Annotated in this window: 14 protein-coding genes; 5 read left to right on the forward strand and 9 right to left on the reverse strand. The window is 72.7% G+C overall.

The features are described 5' to 3' along the window. The 4 genes from NBZ85_RS14890 to sfnG form a co-directional block, all read right to left on the reverse strand. Window positions 1–1,115: LLM class flavin-dependent oxidoreductase (locus NBZ85_RS14890; RefSeq protein WP_261562084.1), on the reverse strand; the 1,115-nt coding region annotated here is incomplete at its 3' end. 89 nt (window positions 1,116–1,204) lie between these two features. Continuing rightward, the gene (locus NBZ85_RS14895; RefSeq protein ID WP_261557263.1) at window positions 1,205–2,521 is read right to left on the reverse strand and encodes an SfnB family sulfur acquisition oxidoreductase; all 1,317 of its coding nucleotides are present in this window, start codon (window positions 2,519–2,521) and stop codon (window positions 1,205–1,207) included. Between the two features lie 132 nt (window positions 2,522–2,653). Continuing rightward, complete coding sequence (locus tag NBZ85_RS14900; protein ID WP_261557265.1) at window positions 2,654–3,907, reverse strand: acyl-CoA dehydrogenase family protein; 1,254 nt, start codon at window positions 3,905–3,907, stop codon at window positions 2,654–2,656. 165 nt (window positions 3,908–4,072) lie between these two features. Beyond that, window positions 4,073–5,209, reverse strand: a complete 1,137-nt coding sequence (gene sfnG / locus NBZ85_RS14905) for a dimethylsulfone monooxygenase SfnG (RefSeq protein ID WP_261557267.1) — start codon at window positions 5,207–5,209, stop codon at window positions 4,073–4,075. A gap of 571 nt (window positions 5,210–5,780) precedes the next feature. On the opposite strand from sfnG, the gene NBZ85_RS14910 reads away from it, so the two are divergent. After that, the gene (locus tag NBZ85_RS14910; protein WP_261557269.1) at window positions 5,781–6,698 is read left to right on the forward strand and encodes a LysR family transcriptional regulator; all 918 of its coding nucleotides are present in this window, start codon (window positions 5,781–5,783) and stop codon (window positions 6,696–6,698) included. Window positions 6,699–6,716: 18 nt separating this feature from the next. Here NBZ85_RS14910 and NBZ85_RS14915 read toward each other — a convergent pair whose 3' ends face one another. From NBZ85_RS14915 to NBZ85_RS14925, 3 genes are all read right to left on the reverse strand, one after another. After that, the gene (locus NBZ85_RS14915; RefSeq protein WP_261557270.1) at window positions 6,717–7,640 is read right to left on the reverse strand and encodes an LLM class F420-dependent oxidoreductase; all 924 of its coding nucleotides are present in this window, start codon (window positions 7,638–7,640) and stop codon (window positions 6,717–6,719) included. 113 nt (window positions 7,641–7,753) lie between these two features. Next, the gene (locus tag NBZ85_RS14920) at window positions 7,754–8,494 is read right to left on the reverse strand and encodes an SDR family oxidoreductase (protein WP_261557271.1); all 741 of its coding nucleotides are present in this window, start codon (window positions 8,492–8,494) and stop codon (window positions 7,754–7,756) included. A 36-nt stretch (window positions 8,495–8,530) separates the two neighbouring features. Next, complete coding sequence (locus tag NBZ85_RS14925) at window positions 8,531–9,103, reverse strand: alcohol dehydrogenase catalytic domain-containing protein (protein WP_261557272.1); 573 nt, start codon at window positions 9,101–9,103, stop codon at window positions 8,531–8,533. Between the two features lie 311 nt (window positions 9,104–9,414). Between NBZ85_RS14925 and NBZ85_RS14930 the strand changes: the two genes are divergently transcribed. The 3 genes from NBZ85_RS14930 to NBZ85_RS14940 are packed head-to-tail and all read left to right on the forward strand — an operon-like array spanning window position 9,415 to window position 12,640. Further along, complete coding sequence (locus NBZ85_RS14930; RefSeq protein ID WP_261557273.1) at window positions 9,415–10,671, forward strand: ABC transporter substrate-binding protein; 1,257 nt, start codon at window positions 9,415–9,417, stop codon at window positions 10,669–10,671. An 8-nt stretch (window positions 10,672–10,679) separates the two neighbouring features. Further along, window positions 10,680–11,723, forward strand: a complete 1,044-nt coding sequence (locus NBZ85_RS14935) for a hypothetical protein (RefSeq protein WP_261557274.1) — start codon at window positions 10,680–10,682, stop codon at window positions 11,721–11,723. Next, entirely contained in the window at window positions 11,720–12,640 is a 921-nt protein-coding gene (locus NBZ85_RS14940) for a pantoate--beta-alanine ligase (protein ID WP_261557275.1), read from the forward strand. The genes NBZ85_RS14935 and NBZ85_RS14940 overlap by 4 nt, the downstream gene beginning before the upstream one ends. Window positions 12,641–12,660: 20 nt before the next feature. On the opposite strand, the gene NBZ85_RS14945 is transcribed toward NBZ85_RS14940, so the two are convergent. Together NBZ85_RS14945 and NBZ85_RS14950 are read right to left on the reverse strand one after the other, a co-directional pair. After that, complete coding sequence (locus NBZ85_RS14945; protein WP_261557276.1) at window positions 12,661–13,239, reverse strand: TetR/AcrR family transcriptional regulator; 579 nt, start codon at window positions 13,237–13,239, stop codon at window positions 12,661–12,663. Window positions 13,240–13,358: 119 nt separating this feature from the next. Beyond that, entirely contained in the window at window positions 13,359–14,060 is a 702-nt protein-coding gene (locus NBZ85_RS14950; protein ID WP_261557277.1) for a M24 family metallopeptidase, read from the reverse strand. Between the two features lie 239 nt (window positions 14,061–14,299). Between NBZ85_RS14950 and NBZ85_RS14955 the strand changes: the two genes are divergently transcribed. After that, window positions 14,300–15,460 (forward strand): hypothetical protein, encoded by a 1,161-nt coding sequence (locus tag NBZ85_RS14955; RefSeq protein ID WP_261562085.1) that lies wholly within the window; start codon window positions 14,300–14,302, stop codon window positions 15,458–15,460. Window positions 15,461–15,534 lie beyond the last annotated feature (74 nt).

The following is a 15,534-nucleotide window of genomic DNA, read 5'->3' on the forward strand; positions in this document are numbered from 1 at the left end:
TCGGTGTGCAGGCCGGCGCGGGCGAGCTGCGGTAGGACGCCTTCGCCGAACCAGTACAGCTCCTCCAGGTGGGGATAGCCGGAGAAGACGAACTCGTCGATGCCGAGGGCGGCGTACTCGGCGATCCGCTCGGCAACCTCGCCGTGGCTGCCGACCAGCGCGGTGCCCGCCCCGCCCCGGACCAGCCCGACTCCGGCCCACAGGTTCGGGGCGATCTCCAGGGCGCGCGGGTCGCGCCAGCTGCCGTCGGCCCGGTGGCTGGCGTGCAGGGCCAGCATCCGGGACTGGCCGGTGGACTCGCTGCGGGCGAGGCCGGCCTGCGCGGCGGTCACGACGTCCTCGCCGAGGGCGTCGAGCAGGCGACCGGCCTCCCGCCAGGCGTCGTCGGCGCTGTCGCGGGTGATGACGTGCAGCCGGATGCCGAAGCGGATGGTGCGACCGCGCTCCGCGGCGAGCCGACGGATCCAGGCGATCTTCTCCGCGACGGCGGCCAGCGGCTCGCCCCAGGTCAGGTACACGTCGGCGTGGGTCGCGGCGACGGGGCCGGCCGCGGCCGAGGACCCGCCGAAGTACAGCGACGGGACGGGATCGGGCAGGGTCGGCAGCCGGGCCGCCTCGACGTCGAGGTGGGTGCCGCGGTGGGTGACCGTCTCCCCCGCCCACAGCCGGCGCACCACGTCGAGGAACTCGTCGCAGCGGGCGTAGCGGGCCTCCTTGTCCAGGTGGTCGCCGTAGGCGCGCTGCTCGTGCGCCTCTCCGCCGGTGACGACGTTGAGCAGCAGCCGGCCGGGGGCGTGCGCGCTGAACGTGGCGGCCATCTGCGCGGCGAGGGTCGGGCTGACCAGCCCCGGCCGGAACGCGACGAGAAACGCCAGTCGCTCGGATTCGCGGGCCACCATCGCCGTCGTCAGCCAGGCGTCCTCGCACCAGGCCCCGGTCGGCGTCAGGGCGCCGGTGAAGCCGAACTCCTCGGCGGCGCGGGCGATCGACGACAGATAGCCGATGGTGGAACGCCGGTCGCCGGCGGCAACCCCGGCGGGTAGGCCATGACCGCCGCCGACGATGAACCGCGAGTCGCCGTAGGTGGGCAGGAACCAGTGCAACCGCAGCGTCATGGGCGGGACACCTCCAGGGATCGCGACCGCTGGTCCCCCGGGCCGGTGGTCTGCTGGGAGCCGGGCAGGTCCGTGGCCCGGCGGGCTGCTCAGAGCTGGCCGTGGCGGGGCGGCGGGGTGCCGGACAGCAGCCAGCGGCCGATGTGCTGGACCTTCCAGCGGCTCGGGTCGTGCAGGGTGTGGGTACGCCCGTCGCGCCAGTGGCGGCTGAGATTCAGCGCGCCGGCGGCCGCCCGGGTGCCGCCGAGTTCGAACAGCTCGGATGCCGCGCGCACCGCCGCCCGGGCGCCGGCGACCTTCGCGACGGCGGTGGCGACCGAGGCCGCCGCGGTGCTGTCGTCGGTCGGGTCGAGCTCGGCGGCATCGATGGCCGCCGCCGCCTCGCGCAGCAGTGCCTCCGCCGCCCGGACCTCGATCTCCAGCTCGCCGGCCTGCTGGACGAGCAGCGGGTCGTCGGCGGCCCGCGAAGCGCCGCTTTCGAACCACGGCCGGGCCTTCGCGGCCTGGGCGACGGCAGCCCCGAGCGCGCCGCGGGCGATACCGGTGTCCAGCGCGGCGTGCAGGACCTGCGCGCGGGCGCCGTACGTCGTCGGACCGTCGAAGATCGACGAGAACGGCACGACCTGGCCGGCGTCGACCGCCACCCCGTCGAGGCGGACGGTGCCGCTGGCCGTGGTGCGCTGGCCCATGCCGTCCCAGTCGTCGGCGACCCGCACCCCCGCAGCGTCCAGGGGAAGGTAGGCCAGCGCCTTGACCGACGAGCCGTCGGGGCGCGCCGCGGTGTCGGCGAGCACTGCGCGCACGACCAGCCAGTGGGCGAACAGCGCGCCGGTGCAGTAGAACTTCTCGCCGTTGAGCAGGTAGCCGCCGTCGGGACGGCGACGCAGCGTGGTGGCGTCGTCGGCGATCGTGCGGCCGCCGCGTTCGGTCTGCGCGTTGGCGAACCGCCGCCCGGCGAGGGCTTCGGCGAAGTAGAACCGCTGCTGGTCGGTGTCGCCCTGGTGGCGCAGCGCGTCGAGGAAGACGAAGTGGCTGTGCGGGATCTGCGCGAGGCTGCCGTCGGCGGTGGCGAGCAGGCGGAACACCTCGGTCAGCGTCGCGACCGACACGCCGGCACCACCGAACCGCGCCGGCACGGTGATGCCGAGCAGCCCCGAGGCGGACAGCTCCTCGACCTCGGCGGCGGGCAGCCGTCGCTCGGCGTCCCGGTCACCGGCGCCCGCCGCGAACCGGGCCGCGAGCGAGCCCGCGGCCTCGACCGCCTCCGCGTCCGAACGCAGCACCACGGCCGAACGCAACACCGCGGCCGGACCCAGCACCGCGGCCGGGCTCGGCACCGCAGCCGGACGGTCGGCGGCGGCGGCGGCGGACGAGGCGATCGCGGCGGCGGACGGACGGTCGGGCACGATGGCGCTCCTGAGATCGAGGGGTCGATGATGGCGGGCACCACGTCGCGGCGCCCGCCATCATCACCGTCACCTGCGGGATTCGTCGACGTCGGCTTCCCGACGTCCGGCCGGCCGGGTCCGGTCGCCGGGTCAGCGGTAGAGGGAGAACTCCGGGGCGCGGCGGTTGAGCGTCCAGTCGCCGACCTCACGCGCCTTGTAGGCCACCGGGTCGTGGACGGTGTGGGTGCGCAGGTTGCGCCAGTGGCGGTCGAAGCCGTAGGCGCTGGTCGTCGCCCGCGCGCCCTGGATCTCGAACAGCCGGCTCGCCGCCGCCAGCGACACCTTCGTCGTCAGGTACTTCGCCTCGTAGACGGCGATCGCCGCCTCGGCCCGCTCGTCGGCGCTCAGCGCCGGGCCGATGTTCAGGGCGGCCTGCAACGCCTCGCCGGCCCGGTCGGCCAGCAGGGCGGCGGCGCGGATCTCGCTGCGCAGTTCCCCGACGGTCTGCAGGATGTAGGCGTCGTCGGTGGCCCGTTCGACGCCGGCGGTCTCCCATGGCGCGGCGTGCAGGCGGGTCCAGTCGAGCGCCTCCTCCAGCGCGCCCTCGGCGGTGCCGATGTAGAAGTTGACGAACGCGAGCTGCCAGTGCGGGGTGACCAGCGTCTGGTACGGCGTCAGGGTGCGGCCGGTGAGCGGGTCGTCGCCGAGCAGTTCGGCGCGGTCGATGCGGACGTTGTCGAACACGACTCCGCCGGAGTCCGTGAGCCGCTGGCCGATGTTGTCCCAGTCCTCCAGGGCCCGGAAGCCGTCGCGCCCGGCGGGCAGCGAGACGAACACCAGCTCGCCGTCGAGCGCGGCGGTGACGGAAAGCTGGTCGCCGAGACTCGCTCCGGAGGCGAACGAGCGGCGGCCGTTCAGCCGGAAGGCCTCGCTGTCGCGGGTGAGCACCAGGTCGGAGCCGCCGCGCGGGTTCTGCACGCCGCCCCAGAACAGCTTCTCGGCGCCGTTGCGCCGCGACTGGGCGTCGGCCTGCTCGGGCGTGCCGAACAGCGGGGCGATGCGGGTCTGGGCGTAGTGGTAGCCGAGCAGGTGGGCGATGGAGGTGTCGCCGCGGGCGATGCGGCGGGTGAGCTGGGCGGCCTGGGCGTAGTCGAGGCCGTCGCCGCCGTAGGCGACGGCCTCCTGGACCTGCAGCAGGTCGTGGCGGCGCAGCAGCTCGACCTCGGCCCGCGGGGTGACGTTCGCACGGTCGCGTTCGGCGGCGGTCGCGCGCAGCTCGGCGGCGACGAGATCGGCGCGGGCCAGCGCGGCGGCGAATCGCGCCGCGGTGTCGTTGGCGGCTGCGGTGCCGTCGGTGGTCGTCGCGGCGGCTGGGGACGGTCGCCGGTCGGCGTCAATGGACATGCAGGGCTCCTCGATGAGGGAGATGGACAGGCACGTGGTGGTGCGCGGGCACCCCGGAGGCGGTGGCTGGTCACGGACACAGGGCGCTGCCCGTGCGGCGGAAGTCGACGTGGCGCCGACGGACCAGCCGCCGGTGGGCCGCGTGCGGGCGGTCGGCGGCCATCGTCAGAAGGCTCCGCGGACCAGCTCGCCGCGCTCGGCGGCGTCGGCCTCCAGTTCCCGTACGAGCGGCAGGATCCGGCGGCCGAAGTACTCGACGTCCTCCAGGTAGTGCAGGAAACCGAGCAGGAGCAGGTCGACGCCGCGGCGGCGGTAGGCGACGATGCGCTCGGCGATCTGCTCGGGGGTGCCGACGAGGCCGGTACGGAAGCCGTCGTTGTACTGGACCAGGTCGGCGAACTCCGAGTCCTGCCACATGCCCTTGCCGTCGGAGGTGGACCGGCCGGCCTGCTTCACCGCGGAACCGAAGCCCTCGACGGCCTCCCGGTCGGCCTTCGCGATGATCTCGCGGAGTACCTCACGGGCCTCGGCCTCGGTGTCGCGAGCGATGAGGAACCCGTTGAGGCCGAACCGGACCCGCCGCCCGCCGTGGCGGGCCGCCTCGGCGTTGACCTCGGCGATCTGCTCGCTGACGCCGTCAAGGTCGCGGCCGTTGCTGAAGTACCAGTCCGAGACCCGGCCCGCCATCGCCCGCGCGGCCGTCGAGTTGCCGCCCTGGAAGATCTCCGGATGCGGCCGGTCGAGGGCCGTCACCGGCTTGGGCTTGAGGTCGAAGTCGTGCAGCCGGTAGAAGTCGCCACGGAACTCGGCATGGTCGTCGGTCCAGATCTCGCGCAGGTAGCGGATGAACTCCTCGCTGCGCCGGTACCGCTCGTCGTGTTCCAGCCAGGCCTCGCCGAGTTTGGTGAACTCGTCCTTGAACCAGCCGCTGACGACGTTGACGGCGGCCCGGCCGCCGGAGATCTGGTCGGCGGTGGCGATGAACTTTGCCAGCACACCCGGATGCCACAGCCCCGGGTGGATCGCGGCGATCACCTTCAGCCGTTCGGTGGCCAGCAGCAGCGCCAGGCTGAAGCTGGTCGATTCGTGCTGGTAGGCGGCGCCGTAGGAGGCCGTGTAGCGGACCTGGCTGAGCGCGTAGTCGAAGCCGCTGTTCTCCGCGAGCACGGCGAGACGCCGGTTGTAGTCGTAACTCCAGTCGGTGCGCTGCTCGATCCTGCTGACCACCAGGCCGCCGCTGACGTTCGGCACCCAGTAGGCGAATTTGATCGGCTCGCGACCGACGTCGACCTCGTCTGACATCGGGAAATACCTCCACGGCAGTGGTGCGGATGGAGCCGGAAACCAGCTCGGCGGCGCGAAACGTGAACACAGCGACCGGCGACCGGCGACACTCACCGGCGCATCGCGAAATAGCCGGCAGCACAAATACAGGTGACACCGGAAGGCGGCGATTCGGCCACGCCGGGCATTGCCGAAATCCAGACCGTGCCGCTACACCGGCGATGCGGAAATAGTTGGGTGTGGGAATGCGAGAGCTACGCAGAATGCAGTGAGCCCGTGGATTGATGGGCTGTTGAGGCCAGACCGATGCATCGCGACCCGGCCGTAACCGCCCAGGACCTTCCGTCAGGCGACGGGGCTGGCCCCGCATCGTCCGGGCCGGCAACAGGGCTCGGCCCGGCGACAGGCACGCCTGGCCACGGAGACCCGATCGGCGCCCGCATCGACGGACGGCCGGTCCTGCCCGGCGATCCCTATAATGCCCATCGACATGGTTACCAGTCTGCCCGCGCCGTCCGGACCGGTCAATCAGGGCTCGGCGAGGGTGCGATAGGGCGGCCCTTTCACCCGTCCGGGCGGGAAGAGTGCGGTGCGGATCGAACAGCTGGAGTGCCTCGCCGCGGTCGTCCGGCTCGGGTCGATGCGGGCCGCGAGCGACGCGCTGCACATGTCCCAGCCTGCGCTGAGCGAAACCATCCGCAACCTGGAACGTGAGCTCGGGCTGACTCTGCTCGACCGCCGCCGCACCGGCGCGACGATCAGCGCGACCGGCGGTGAGCTGCTGCCCTACCTCACCGATGTGCTGGAGGCCGTCGACCGGCTGCGCGCCGCCGCCGACGACCAGCACCGCTCCAACCGCATGATCCGGATCGGGACGGTGAACGCCGCCACCGTCCCGCTGCTCGCCCCCGCCCTGCTCGAGTTCCGCGCGGTCCAGCCGAACACCCAGGTCGAGGTCGTCAACACCCAGCAGGCCGACATCCATCGGCTGCTACTCGACGGCGGGCTCGATCTCGGGCTGGTGAACCTGATGGACGGCGACGACGTCGCCCCCGACCTGGAGACCGCGGAACTGTTCCGCGGCCGCGCCGTACTGTGCTGCCGGACCGACAGCCCGCTGGCCGAGCTCGACAGCGTCAGCCCGGCGCAACTGCTGAGCGAGCCGTTCATCGCGATGCGTTCGGGTTACCTGATGCACCGCTACGTGCACCGGCTGTTCCGGGACGCGAACCCGGCCCTGTCCTATTCGACCGACGGCGCCGAGATGGGCAAGCTGATGGTCGCCCAGGGCCTGGGCGTGACCGTGCTGCCCGACTACAGCATCGCCGGCGACCCGCTGGAACGCGCCGGCCTGATCACCTACCGCCCGCTGGAGACCGACGACGCCACGGTCATCCTCGTCATCCAGCGCCGCCGGACCCGCCACGTCCCCGCCGCCGTACGCCGCCTCCAGACCATCCTGCTCGCCCAGGCCGCCCAGTACCGCGCCGAACGCCAGGCCGGCTGAGCCCCCGCCCAGGGTCGGTCACGACTCGCCCGCGAGGTGGATGACGTCGGCGTAGCGCTCGAGAGCTTCGACGCAGGCCGCCACGCTGTGCCCGGGGGGCTGCACGACGAACCACGTCGCGCCCGCGTCCCGGGCCTGGCCCAGGAAGTCCAGGTGCTCGTCCGGCGAGCCGTTCGGGTCCTGGAGCCACGTGCTCTGCAGGGACTGGAGCTGGACGTCGACGGTGACGTCCCGTCCCCGCTCCCGGGAGGCAAGGTCGTTGATTTCCGTCACCGCCGACCTGAGCTGGGCGAACGTCGTCATGGCGGGCGTGCGCGTCGTGCCGGCGATCGATTCGGGGATCATCAGCGGGCTCCAGCCCTGCACCTGGGCCGCTCGGCGCCGGGCCACGGCGCTGTTTCCGCCGACCCAGATCGGCGGGCCGTCCGGCGTGACGGGCATCGGGAGGGCGGCGATCGAGGCAGCGGTGAAGTGCCTGCCCTCGTAGTCGAAGGGGGATCGTTTCCACACGCCCCGCAGCACCTCGAGCGCCTCGTCGAACAGCAGGTTGCGTTCGTCGAAGTCCACGCCCAGGGCCCGGAACTCCGAGCGTAGATAGCCGGTTCCGACGACGACGGTCAACCTGCCCGCGGAGAGGATGTCCACGGTCGCCGCCGCCCGGGCCGTGAGCAGGGGATTGCGGTACGGCAGCACCAGCAGGTACGTCATGAGGCGAAGCCGTGTCGTCGCCGCGGCGCAGAAGGCGAGGGCCGGGACGACGTCGAGCGCCTCGTGCCCACCCGACGTGAGCCACTTCAGCGACGGCGCCGGGTGTTCGGTGAACGCGACCGCCCCGTAGCCCAGCCGCTCGGCCGCCTGGACCACCCGGGTGACCCCCGCCGCGGTCAACAACTCGGGGCTGTAGTGCGGGTCCGACACGGGGAATTCGACGGTGACGTGCATGACGGCGCTCCTGACTGCGATGCCGGGCGGATGCCGGGCGGCGCGGCTGGCCGCGGGCGCGGGAAGGCGAGCTGCGGGTGCGGGAAGGCGGGCTACGGAATCAGGGCTGCTGCTCAGGCGCCGCCGCTGGCCGTCACGCACTGGCCGGTGATCCAGCGGGCGCCGTCGCCGGCGAGGAAGGCCACCACGTCGGCGATGTCGTCGGGCTGCCCGAGCCGGCCGAGCGGCACCAGGCTGCCGTAGTGCTCGGCGAGCTGCGGGGTCATCCCGCCGCGAATCAGGTCGGTGTCCACGATGCCGGGGACCACCGCGTTCACCGTCACCTTGCGGGGGGCCAGCTCGGTGGCCCAGACACGGGTGAAGGCCTCGACCGCCGCCTTGCTGCCCGCGTACGCCGACAGTCCGGGCTGGCGGGTCGACGAGCTGCCGCTGCTGATGCTGATAACGCGCCCGCCGTCGGGCATGAGCTCGACCGCCCGCCGCGTCACGAAGAACAGGCCGCGGGCGTTGAGGCCGAACGTGGAGTCGTAGATCGCCGGCGTCGTCGCGGTCAGCGTCGGCATGCCGCCGGCCCCGCGCCCGGCGTTGTTGACGAGCACGTCGACCCGATCGGTGCGGGCTCGGATCCGCTCGAACAGGCTGTCGATCTGGGTCAGGTCGGCGACGTCGGCCCGCTCCGCCCAGGCCTCGCCGCCGTTCGCCTCGATCTCCTTGACCAGGCTGGCGGCGTGCTCGGCGCTGGTCGAGTAGTTCACGATGACGGCCGCGCCGTCGCGGGCGAGCCGACGGGCGATGGCGCGGCCGATGCCACGCCCGGCGCCGGTGACGAGCGCGGTCCTACCGGAGAGCGACATGTCGGCCTTTCGGGTGCTCGCGGGGCCGGTGAACGGTCACGGGATGATCACGGTGCGGACGGACTCGGTGTCGGCGAACGCGGCGGTGATGTCGGCGGCCGACAGGCCGATGCGCGTGGAGACGAGCCGGTCGAGGTTCAGGCGGCCGGCCTCCGCCAGGCGCACCAGCAGCGGGAAGTCGACGTCGATGTCGGCGGAGCCGTACACCGCGCTGGTGAAGTTCCGGCCGCTGCTGACGTGCTCCCAGGCGCCCAGGTCGAGGACCGCGCTCGCCTCCGCCGCTCCGACGGCGACGACGGTTCCCGCCGGGCGGGTCATCCGGTAGGCGGCCAGCGTCGTGTCGACGCGCCCGGCCGCCTCGAACGCCGCGTCGACCCCGCGACCGGCGGTGAGATCCCTGACCGCTCGGACCTCGATCACCCGTCCGGCCAGCTCGTGCCCGAGCGCCAACGGCAGCCCGAAGGGCAGGCGGCCGGCGAGCACGCTGTGGTCGCTGGCGCAGATCCCGCTCGCGCCGACCGCGACGACGACGTCGCGCGGTCCCGGGGGGATGATCTCCAACTCCGCCGTCGCGAAGGTGTCCACGGCACTGGCGATGCCGACGCTCATCTCTGGTCTGCTCCGATGCGAGGCGGGACTGCGTGCGTGCGGGCGGTGCGACGAGGCGGCGCCGAACTCGGAATGTGCGGTGGGTCATACGACCCCGTCGTCACAGAGGCTAACGTTCGTTCACTTCTGTGGTCAACCGGCGACTTCCAAGCACGAGATGGCAGCGTCAGTGCGATGGGTCGCAAGGTAGCTGGCTAACGAACGTTGACTTTTCCGGTGCGGGAGCTCTACCTTCCTGGATCACTGCTGTGACGTCCGGCACAGGCCGGGTGCCCAGCGGAGGAACCCGACTTCCAGGTAAAGGACCGACGATGTCGATCATCCCGTTACGGCGCGCGGGCATCGCCCCGCGCGTACTGGCCGGCACGGTGCTCTGTGCGCTCGTCCTGGCGACGGCCGCCTGCGGATCGAGCGGTTCCTCCGCGGGTGCGGCGGCCCCGTCGGCGGACCCGTCGCTGTTTCCCGGCACGAAGCCGACGGCGTCGGCGCCGGTGCGCGTCGCGATCATCACGAACGAGGGCGGGGCGGCGATCAGCCAGCCCGAGACGACGGCGGCGGCCAGGGCGGCGGTCAGCTACGCGAACGACAACCTCGGCGGCATCGGCGGCCACCGGATCGACATCGTGCTGACCTGCCCGACGAGGGAGGACGTCGCGACCGCCCGGACCTGCGCCAACAAGGTGGTCGAGGCGAAGGCGGACGCGCTGGTCGTGACCTCGACGGGCCTGGGCGCGACGATCGCGCCGATCGTGACCGGGGCCGGCATCCCGTACATCACCGCCAACGGCGCGACGGCCCCCGAGCTGACGTCGCCCGCCTCGTTCGTCTGGACGGGCGGCTTCCCCTCGATCCTGCGGGCGTGGGCGAAGTACGCCACGGACAAGGGATACCGGTCGTTCACCGCGTTCGTCATCGACTCCCCGTCCGCCATCGGCGCCGCCCAGCAGCTGGGGGCACCGGCGTTCAAGGCCGCCGGGGTGGACTTCACGGTCGTCACCGTCCCGGCCGGCACCCCGGACGCCACCCCGATCGTCAGCGCGGCGCTGCGGCGCAAGCCCGACGCGGTCGCCGTCATCGGCGAGTCGACGGTGTGCATCAGCGTCATCAAGGCCCTGGAAGCCGTCGGCAACAGCGCCGACACCCTGATCACCCAGCCCTGCGTGGAGCGCAGCGTCCTGGACGCGGTCGGGTCCGCCATCGACGGCACCCAGGTCGCCACCCCGTACGACGTGATCAGCAAGGATGATCCCGAGGTGCGGCGCTACGACGCGATCATGGCCAGGTACGCGCCGGACACCCCGACGGGCGGCTACGCCGGCATCGGCTACCAGGGCATGATGTCGTTCATCCGGGCGGCCCAGGGCGTGCGGGGCGACATCAGCCCCGCCGCCGTCACCGCGGCGATCAAGAGCGCGAAGAACGTGCCGCTGCCGATCGGGCACGGGATCACCTTCACCTGTGACGGGACGGCGCTTCCCCCACTGATCTCGGTGTGCTCGAGCAGCAACATCTTCGAGCGGTTCGACCACGGCAAGGCCACCGACGCCCAGGTGGTGGCGCTCCGTTGATCCGGGTCGTGCAGTGCTTCACCGGCGGGGTCGGTGCGGAGAACGTCCGCCGGCTGGCCCGCCATCCCCGCATGAAGCTCGTCGGGGTCCTGGTCCACAGCGAGGAGAAGGCCGGTCGCGACGCGGGTGACGTGGTGGGCCTCCCCCCACTCGGCATCACCACCACCCGCAGCCTCGACGAGATCATCGCACTGGCCCCCGACGCGGCGATCTGGAGCGCGCAGGGCTACGACCCGGAGTCGATTGCCCGGCTGCTCGCCGCCGGCATCAACGTCTACACCGGGCTCGGCGGCTACTTCCTCGACGGCGAACCGGAACAGGCCCTGCTGGCCGACGCCTGCCGCGCGGGCGGCTCCACCTTCGCCGCCGGCGGCAACATCCCGGGCCTGATCAGCGATGTCCTGCCGATCTTCCTGACCGGCTACACCGGCTCGGTCCGGCACATCGACGCCGTCCAGCGCAACCACGTGGCGCACTACCCGTCCGCCGCGCAGCTGCGCGACGGGCTGGGCCTCGGGCTGCCGCCCGGCGAGACCGACAGCGCCGCGGCGCTGGATGCCGGCTGGCTGTGGCTGATGACCTCCTCGGCCAGGATGGTGGCCGCCGCGCTGCGCATCCCCTTCACCCGGATCGAGCAGACGGACAAGCGGACCGCGCTGGCCGCCGAGACCGTGACGCTCCCCGGCAGCGGTCTCACCGTCGAGGCAGGCACGGTCGGCGGGGTCCGCTGGACCTGGACCGCCTACAGCGGGCCGGCCGCCTACCTGACGATCACCAACGAGCAGACCGCCGTGCTCGGGCTCGGGGCGGGCTGGCGCGAGACGGAGCGGGAGCCGGCGTGGACCGTGGAGCTCGACGCCTCACCGCCGTTGGTCGCCACCCTGACCTGGCCGGCGGGGACCGCGGCGGCGGCGGCCAACGCCCAGCTCAACTCGGCTCGGGCCATCAACGTGCTCGCCGCCCTGGTCGCCGCGGCGCCCGGCTGCGTCTCCGTCCTGGACCTGCCCATGATCACATCGAGTGACACCGCGCTGAACGAGGCCGCCTCATGACCGGGAACGCCACGGGTTGCGCCCGCACGGTCACGACGATCGCCGAGGTGCGGGTGGCGGCGGACGCGGTGCGCGCCGCCGGTGGACGGGTGGGCTTCTTCGGCACGAGCGGCGCCCTGCACGAGGGCCACCTGACGGTGATCCGCCGCATGGCGGCCGAGTGCGACCTGTCGATCATGCCGCTGTTCCTGGCCCCGGTCCCCGGCGTCACCTCCGGCGCGGTCCCCGCCTACGACCGGGACTTCGACGCGGACGCGGCCCTCGCGTTCGACGCCGGGGCGAACCTGGTGTTCCGCCCGGCCGTGGCGGAGATGTACCCCGATCTCCCGGTGCGCACGGCCGTCGTGCCGGCCGACGAGCTGGCCGCGCCGTGGGAGAACGCCGAGGACCCGTCGTTCATGCGGATGGCGGCCACGGCGTTGGCGAAGTACTACAACATTGTCGGCCCGTGCCGGGCGTACACGGGCGAGAAGGACTGGGTGCCGCTGACGGTGCTGCGCCGGATGGTCGTGGACCTGTCGATCCGGGCCGAGATCGTCGCGTGTCCCGTCGTCCGGCTTGCCGACGGCCTGTGCGCCTCCAGCCGGAACAGGAGGCTGTCCGGCGCGGACCGAGCTGCCGCACCCGCGCTCTATGCGGCGCTGGGAGCGGCCGTCGCCGCCGTCGAGGCGGGCGAACGGGACGCGGAGGCGATCCGGTCCCTGCTGCGGCGGCAGATCTCGGCGGTGGCGCCGGTCGACTACGCCGAAGTGGTCGACGCCGCCACACTCGCCCGGGTCGACCCGCTGGTCGGCGAGCTGCGGCTGCTGGTGTCCGCCGACTTCACCGGCACGCACCTGTTCGACAACGTCGGGGTCACCGTCCCCGACGCCCCCGACGCCCCCGACCTGGCCAGCCGCCGTCGAACCTCGGGCTAACGCCGGTTACCCGTGGACCGTCAGGCGGCCAGCGAGAGTGCGCGCTCGGCCATCCCGATCAGCCTGGTGCGCGCCGCGGTGCCGATGTCGCTGTACTTCGTCGAGTTCAGCAGTCCGAAGATCGCGTGCACCTCGATCTGGGCCTGACGTTCGGTGAGACCGGGCCGCAGGGCGCGCAGCGGCGTCACCCACAGCCGGGTGTAGGCGAGCTGGCGGGACCTGACCTGGTGGGCCGCCTCGGCCGACAGGTTCGCCATGTCCCGGTCGTGCACCCTGATCAGATCGGGCTCGCTGGTCGCGAAGCCGGCATGACACGCGATGAGCTGCCGCAACGCGTCCTCGTCGCCGCCCACGGCCGCGACGACGGCCTGCCCGCTGTCGAGCATCCGCTGGCCGATGTCGATCAACAACTCGGCGAGCACCTCGTCCTTGCTGCCGAAGTGCTTGTACACGGACGGCCCGCTGATGCCGCAGGCGGCGCCGAGGTCGTCGATGGACGTCCCGTGGAATCCGCGGGTGGCAAACATGCGGGCGGCCTCGAGCAGCAACCTCTCGCGCGTCCGCTGGGCACTCGATCGCGCCGTGCCGGCTTTGCCCACCTGGATCCCCCGCGTTCCCTGCGCAGCGCGGCGCCCGACGACGCACCCTCGTGCCAGGCTAACGCCCCTGAACCTGGGAGCCGGGGACGAGTCGACCCGGCGGTGAGCTGGTCGAGCGATCAGTCGTTGCGGTGGCCGAGGTCGAGGAGCTCCTCGTGGAAGCCGCCGAAGCCGCGGTCGCGGTCGACGAGGTGGATTTCCAGGATCCAGTGGCAGGGCCGACCCTCGCCGTCGACCCGCCGCATCGGCTGGTCGCTGCCGGGAGTGACGTAGTACTCGATCTTGTTGCCGGGGATGCGGATGTGCGGGAACTCGCCGACGAGGTGGCCGGCGAGCGGGCCGCCGTAGGCCCAGCCGGCGTCCGCGGCGAGCTGCTCGACGGCGGCGTAGAGCTCGGCGCCGGTGATGTCGGGGCGCGTCTCGAAGTAGCGGCGGCCGGCGTCGAAGATCCGCGGCAGGTCGGCGAGCAGCCGGTGTTTGACCGGGTCGTCGCCGAGGACGAAGGTGCGGCCGAAGTCAGCCTCCCAGCCATCGAAGACGGGTCCGAAGTCGCAGAAGACGATGTCGTCGGCGCCGATCGGCCGGTCCGGCGGATTCTCCGCGTAGGGGTGCAGGGTGTTCGGCCCGGCCCGGACGATCCGCTTGTGCCAGTGCCGTTCGACGCCGAACATCTCGTGGGCGAGGTCGCGGATCTGGTCGCTGACCTCGCGTTCCCCGCGGTCGGGGGCGATCAGGCCACGCGCGGTGACCTCGTCGAACAGCTCCGCCGCGCGGCGCTGCGCGTCGAGCAGGCGGGCCACCCGGTCAATGTCAAAATCCACAGTGGCTCATCGTACGGCCCCCGCCGCCGCCCCCGCGGGGCACGGGGCGCCGGCCTGCGCGGGTACCGCGGCCGGAGCGCGCCGTCTCACATCCGGCAACGGTCGTCCCGACATGATGTCGGAAAGTCGATACGTAATTACTGAGTGTCAATTACGGTCGAGCAATGTAAGTCTTGGACACTGTGCGCATCCGATGATGCGGCCATGGGGGTGTGGCCGAGCCCGTGGAAAGGATGACGATGCGCTCGATCCGTACCCTCATGGCCTCCGCCGCCGCAGCGGCGCTGGCAACGATCCCGATGGCGGGGCCGGCGGCGCAGGCCGCGACCGGCGGCCGAACGGAGCCGCAGCCGGTGGCCAGCGGTACCGTGCGACCGGTCGCACCGGTCGATCTTGGGTTCGCGCCCGACCTGCCGTACCACTCGGCGACGGCGATCAACGATCACGGGGTGGTCGTCGGGACCGCCTCCGGCGGCTCGTACGACCTGCACGGCTTCCGCTGGGCGGCGGGACGGTCGGCCGCGCTGCCGGATGGCGCCCCCGGGCCGTCCAGGATCAACAACAGTGATCAGATCGCCGGGTTGGTGCCGCAGCGGAGCAGGCCCAACACCGGGTTCGTGCTCGGTGCCGGGCGCGGCGTCGTCGACACCGGCTTTCCGGTCAGGGACCAGAACGAACACGGCGAGGTCGTCGGCAGGCTACAGGGCCCCGACGGGACCGGGCGCGCGGTGCGCTGGTGGCGCGGCCAGACCAGCGATCTGGGTGCCCCGCCCGGATCGTCGAGCGACAGCGTGGCGATCAGCGACAGCGGCCAGATCGCCGTGCAGGTCAGCGACGCGGGCAGCCACCGCGACCACGTGGCCCGCTGGGCCGGCGGCCGGCTCGACGCGCTGCCCACGCTGCCCGGTGGGGGCGCGGCCTGGGCGGCGGACATCAACGACCGCGGGGACATCGTCGGCTGGGCGGACACCGCCGCCGGCTCCCGGCACGCGGTCGCGTGGGTCGGCCGGCGCCTGATCGACCTCGGCGCCGCCCTGCCCGGCCGCACCAGTGAGGCGACGGCCGTCAACGACGCCGGGCAGGTCGTCGGGCAGACGTTCGGCGCCGACGGCCGGCCCGGCCACGGTGTGCGCTGGGACTTCGGGCGGCCGCGGGACCTCGGAACGCTCGGCGGCCCGGCCAGCTCGCCGATCGCCATCAACGATCGCGGTGAGGTGATCGGCGACAGCATCACCGCCGACGGTCGCCGCTTCGCCTTCCGCTGGCGCGACGGCCGGATAACCACCCTCGGTGACCTCGGCGGCGGCGAGAGCCACGCAGCGGCGATCAACAACCGCGGCCAGGTCGTCGGTGAGGCGCGGGTCACCGACGGCCGCGCCCGCGCCGTCCTCTGGCCGTGACCGCCTGAACGCCGGGCCCGGTTCGCACTCCGGCCGGCGGCGTCGCGGGCGCGGGCGTACCGGCCGGGCGGGCG

Origin of the sequence: Frankia tisae (assembly GCF_025403405.1) — a bacterium.
GTDB classification, from domain to species: domain Bacteria; phylum Actinomycetota; class Actinomycetes; order Frankiales; family Frankiaceae; genus Frankia; species Frankia tisai.

Coding starts and splice junctions, on each gene's coding strand:
- NBZ85_RS14955 (WP_261562085.1), top strand. CDS start 14,300: ATGCGCTCGATCCGTACCCTCATGGCCTCCGCCGCCGCAGCGGCGCTG.
- NBZ85_RS14920 (WP_261557271.1), bottom strand. CDS start 8,494: ATGTCGCTCTCCGGTAGGACCGCGCTCGTCACCGGCGCCGGGCGTGGC.
- NBZ85_RS14900 (WP_261557265.1), bottom strand. CDS start 3,907: ATGTCCATTGACGCCGACCGGCGACCGTCCCCAGCCGCCGCGACGACC.
- sfnG (WP_261557267.1), bottom strand. CDS start 5,209: ATGTCAGACGAGGTCGACGTCGGTCGCGAGCCGATCAAATTCGCCTAC.
- NBZ85_RS14930 (WP_261557273.1), top strand. CDS start 9,415: ATGTCGATCATCCCGTTACGGCGCGCGGGCATCGCCCCGCGCGTACTG.
- NBZ85_RS14925 (WP_261557272.1), bottom strand. CDS start 9,103: ATGAGCGTCGGCATCGCCAGTGCCGTGGACACCTTCGCGACGGCGGAG.
- NBZ85_RS14940 (WP_261557275.1), top strand. CDS start 11,720: ATGACCGGGAACGCCACGGGTTGCGCCCGCACGGTCACGACGATCGCC.
- NBZ85_RS14915 (WP_261557270.1), bottom strand. CDS start 7,640: ATGCACGTCACCGTCGAATTCCCCGTGTCGGACCCGCACTACAGCCCC.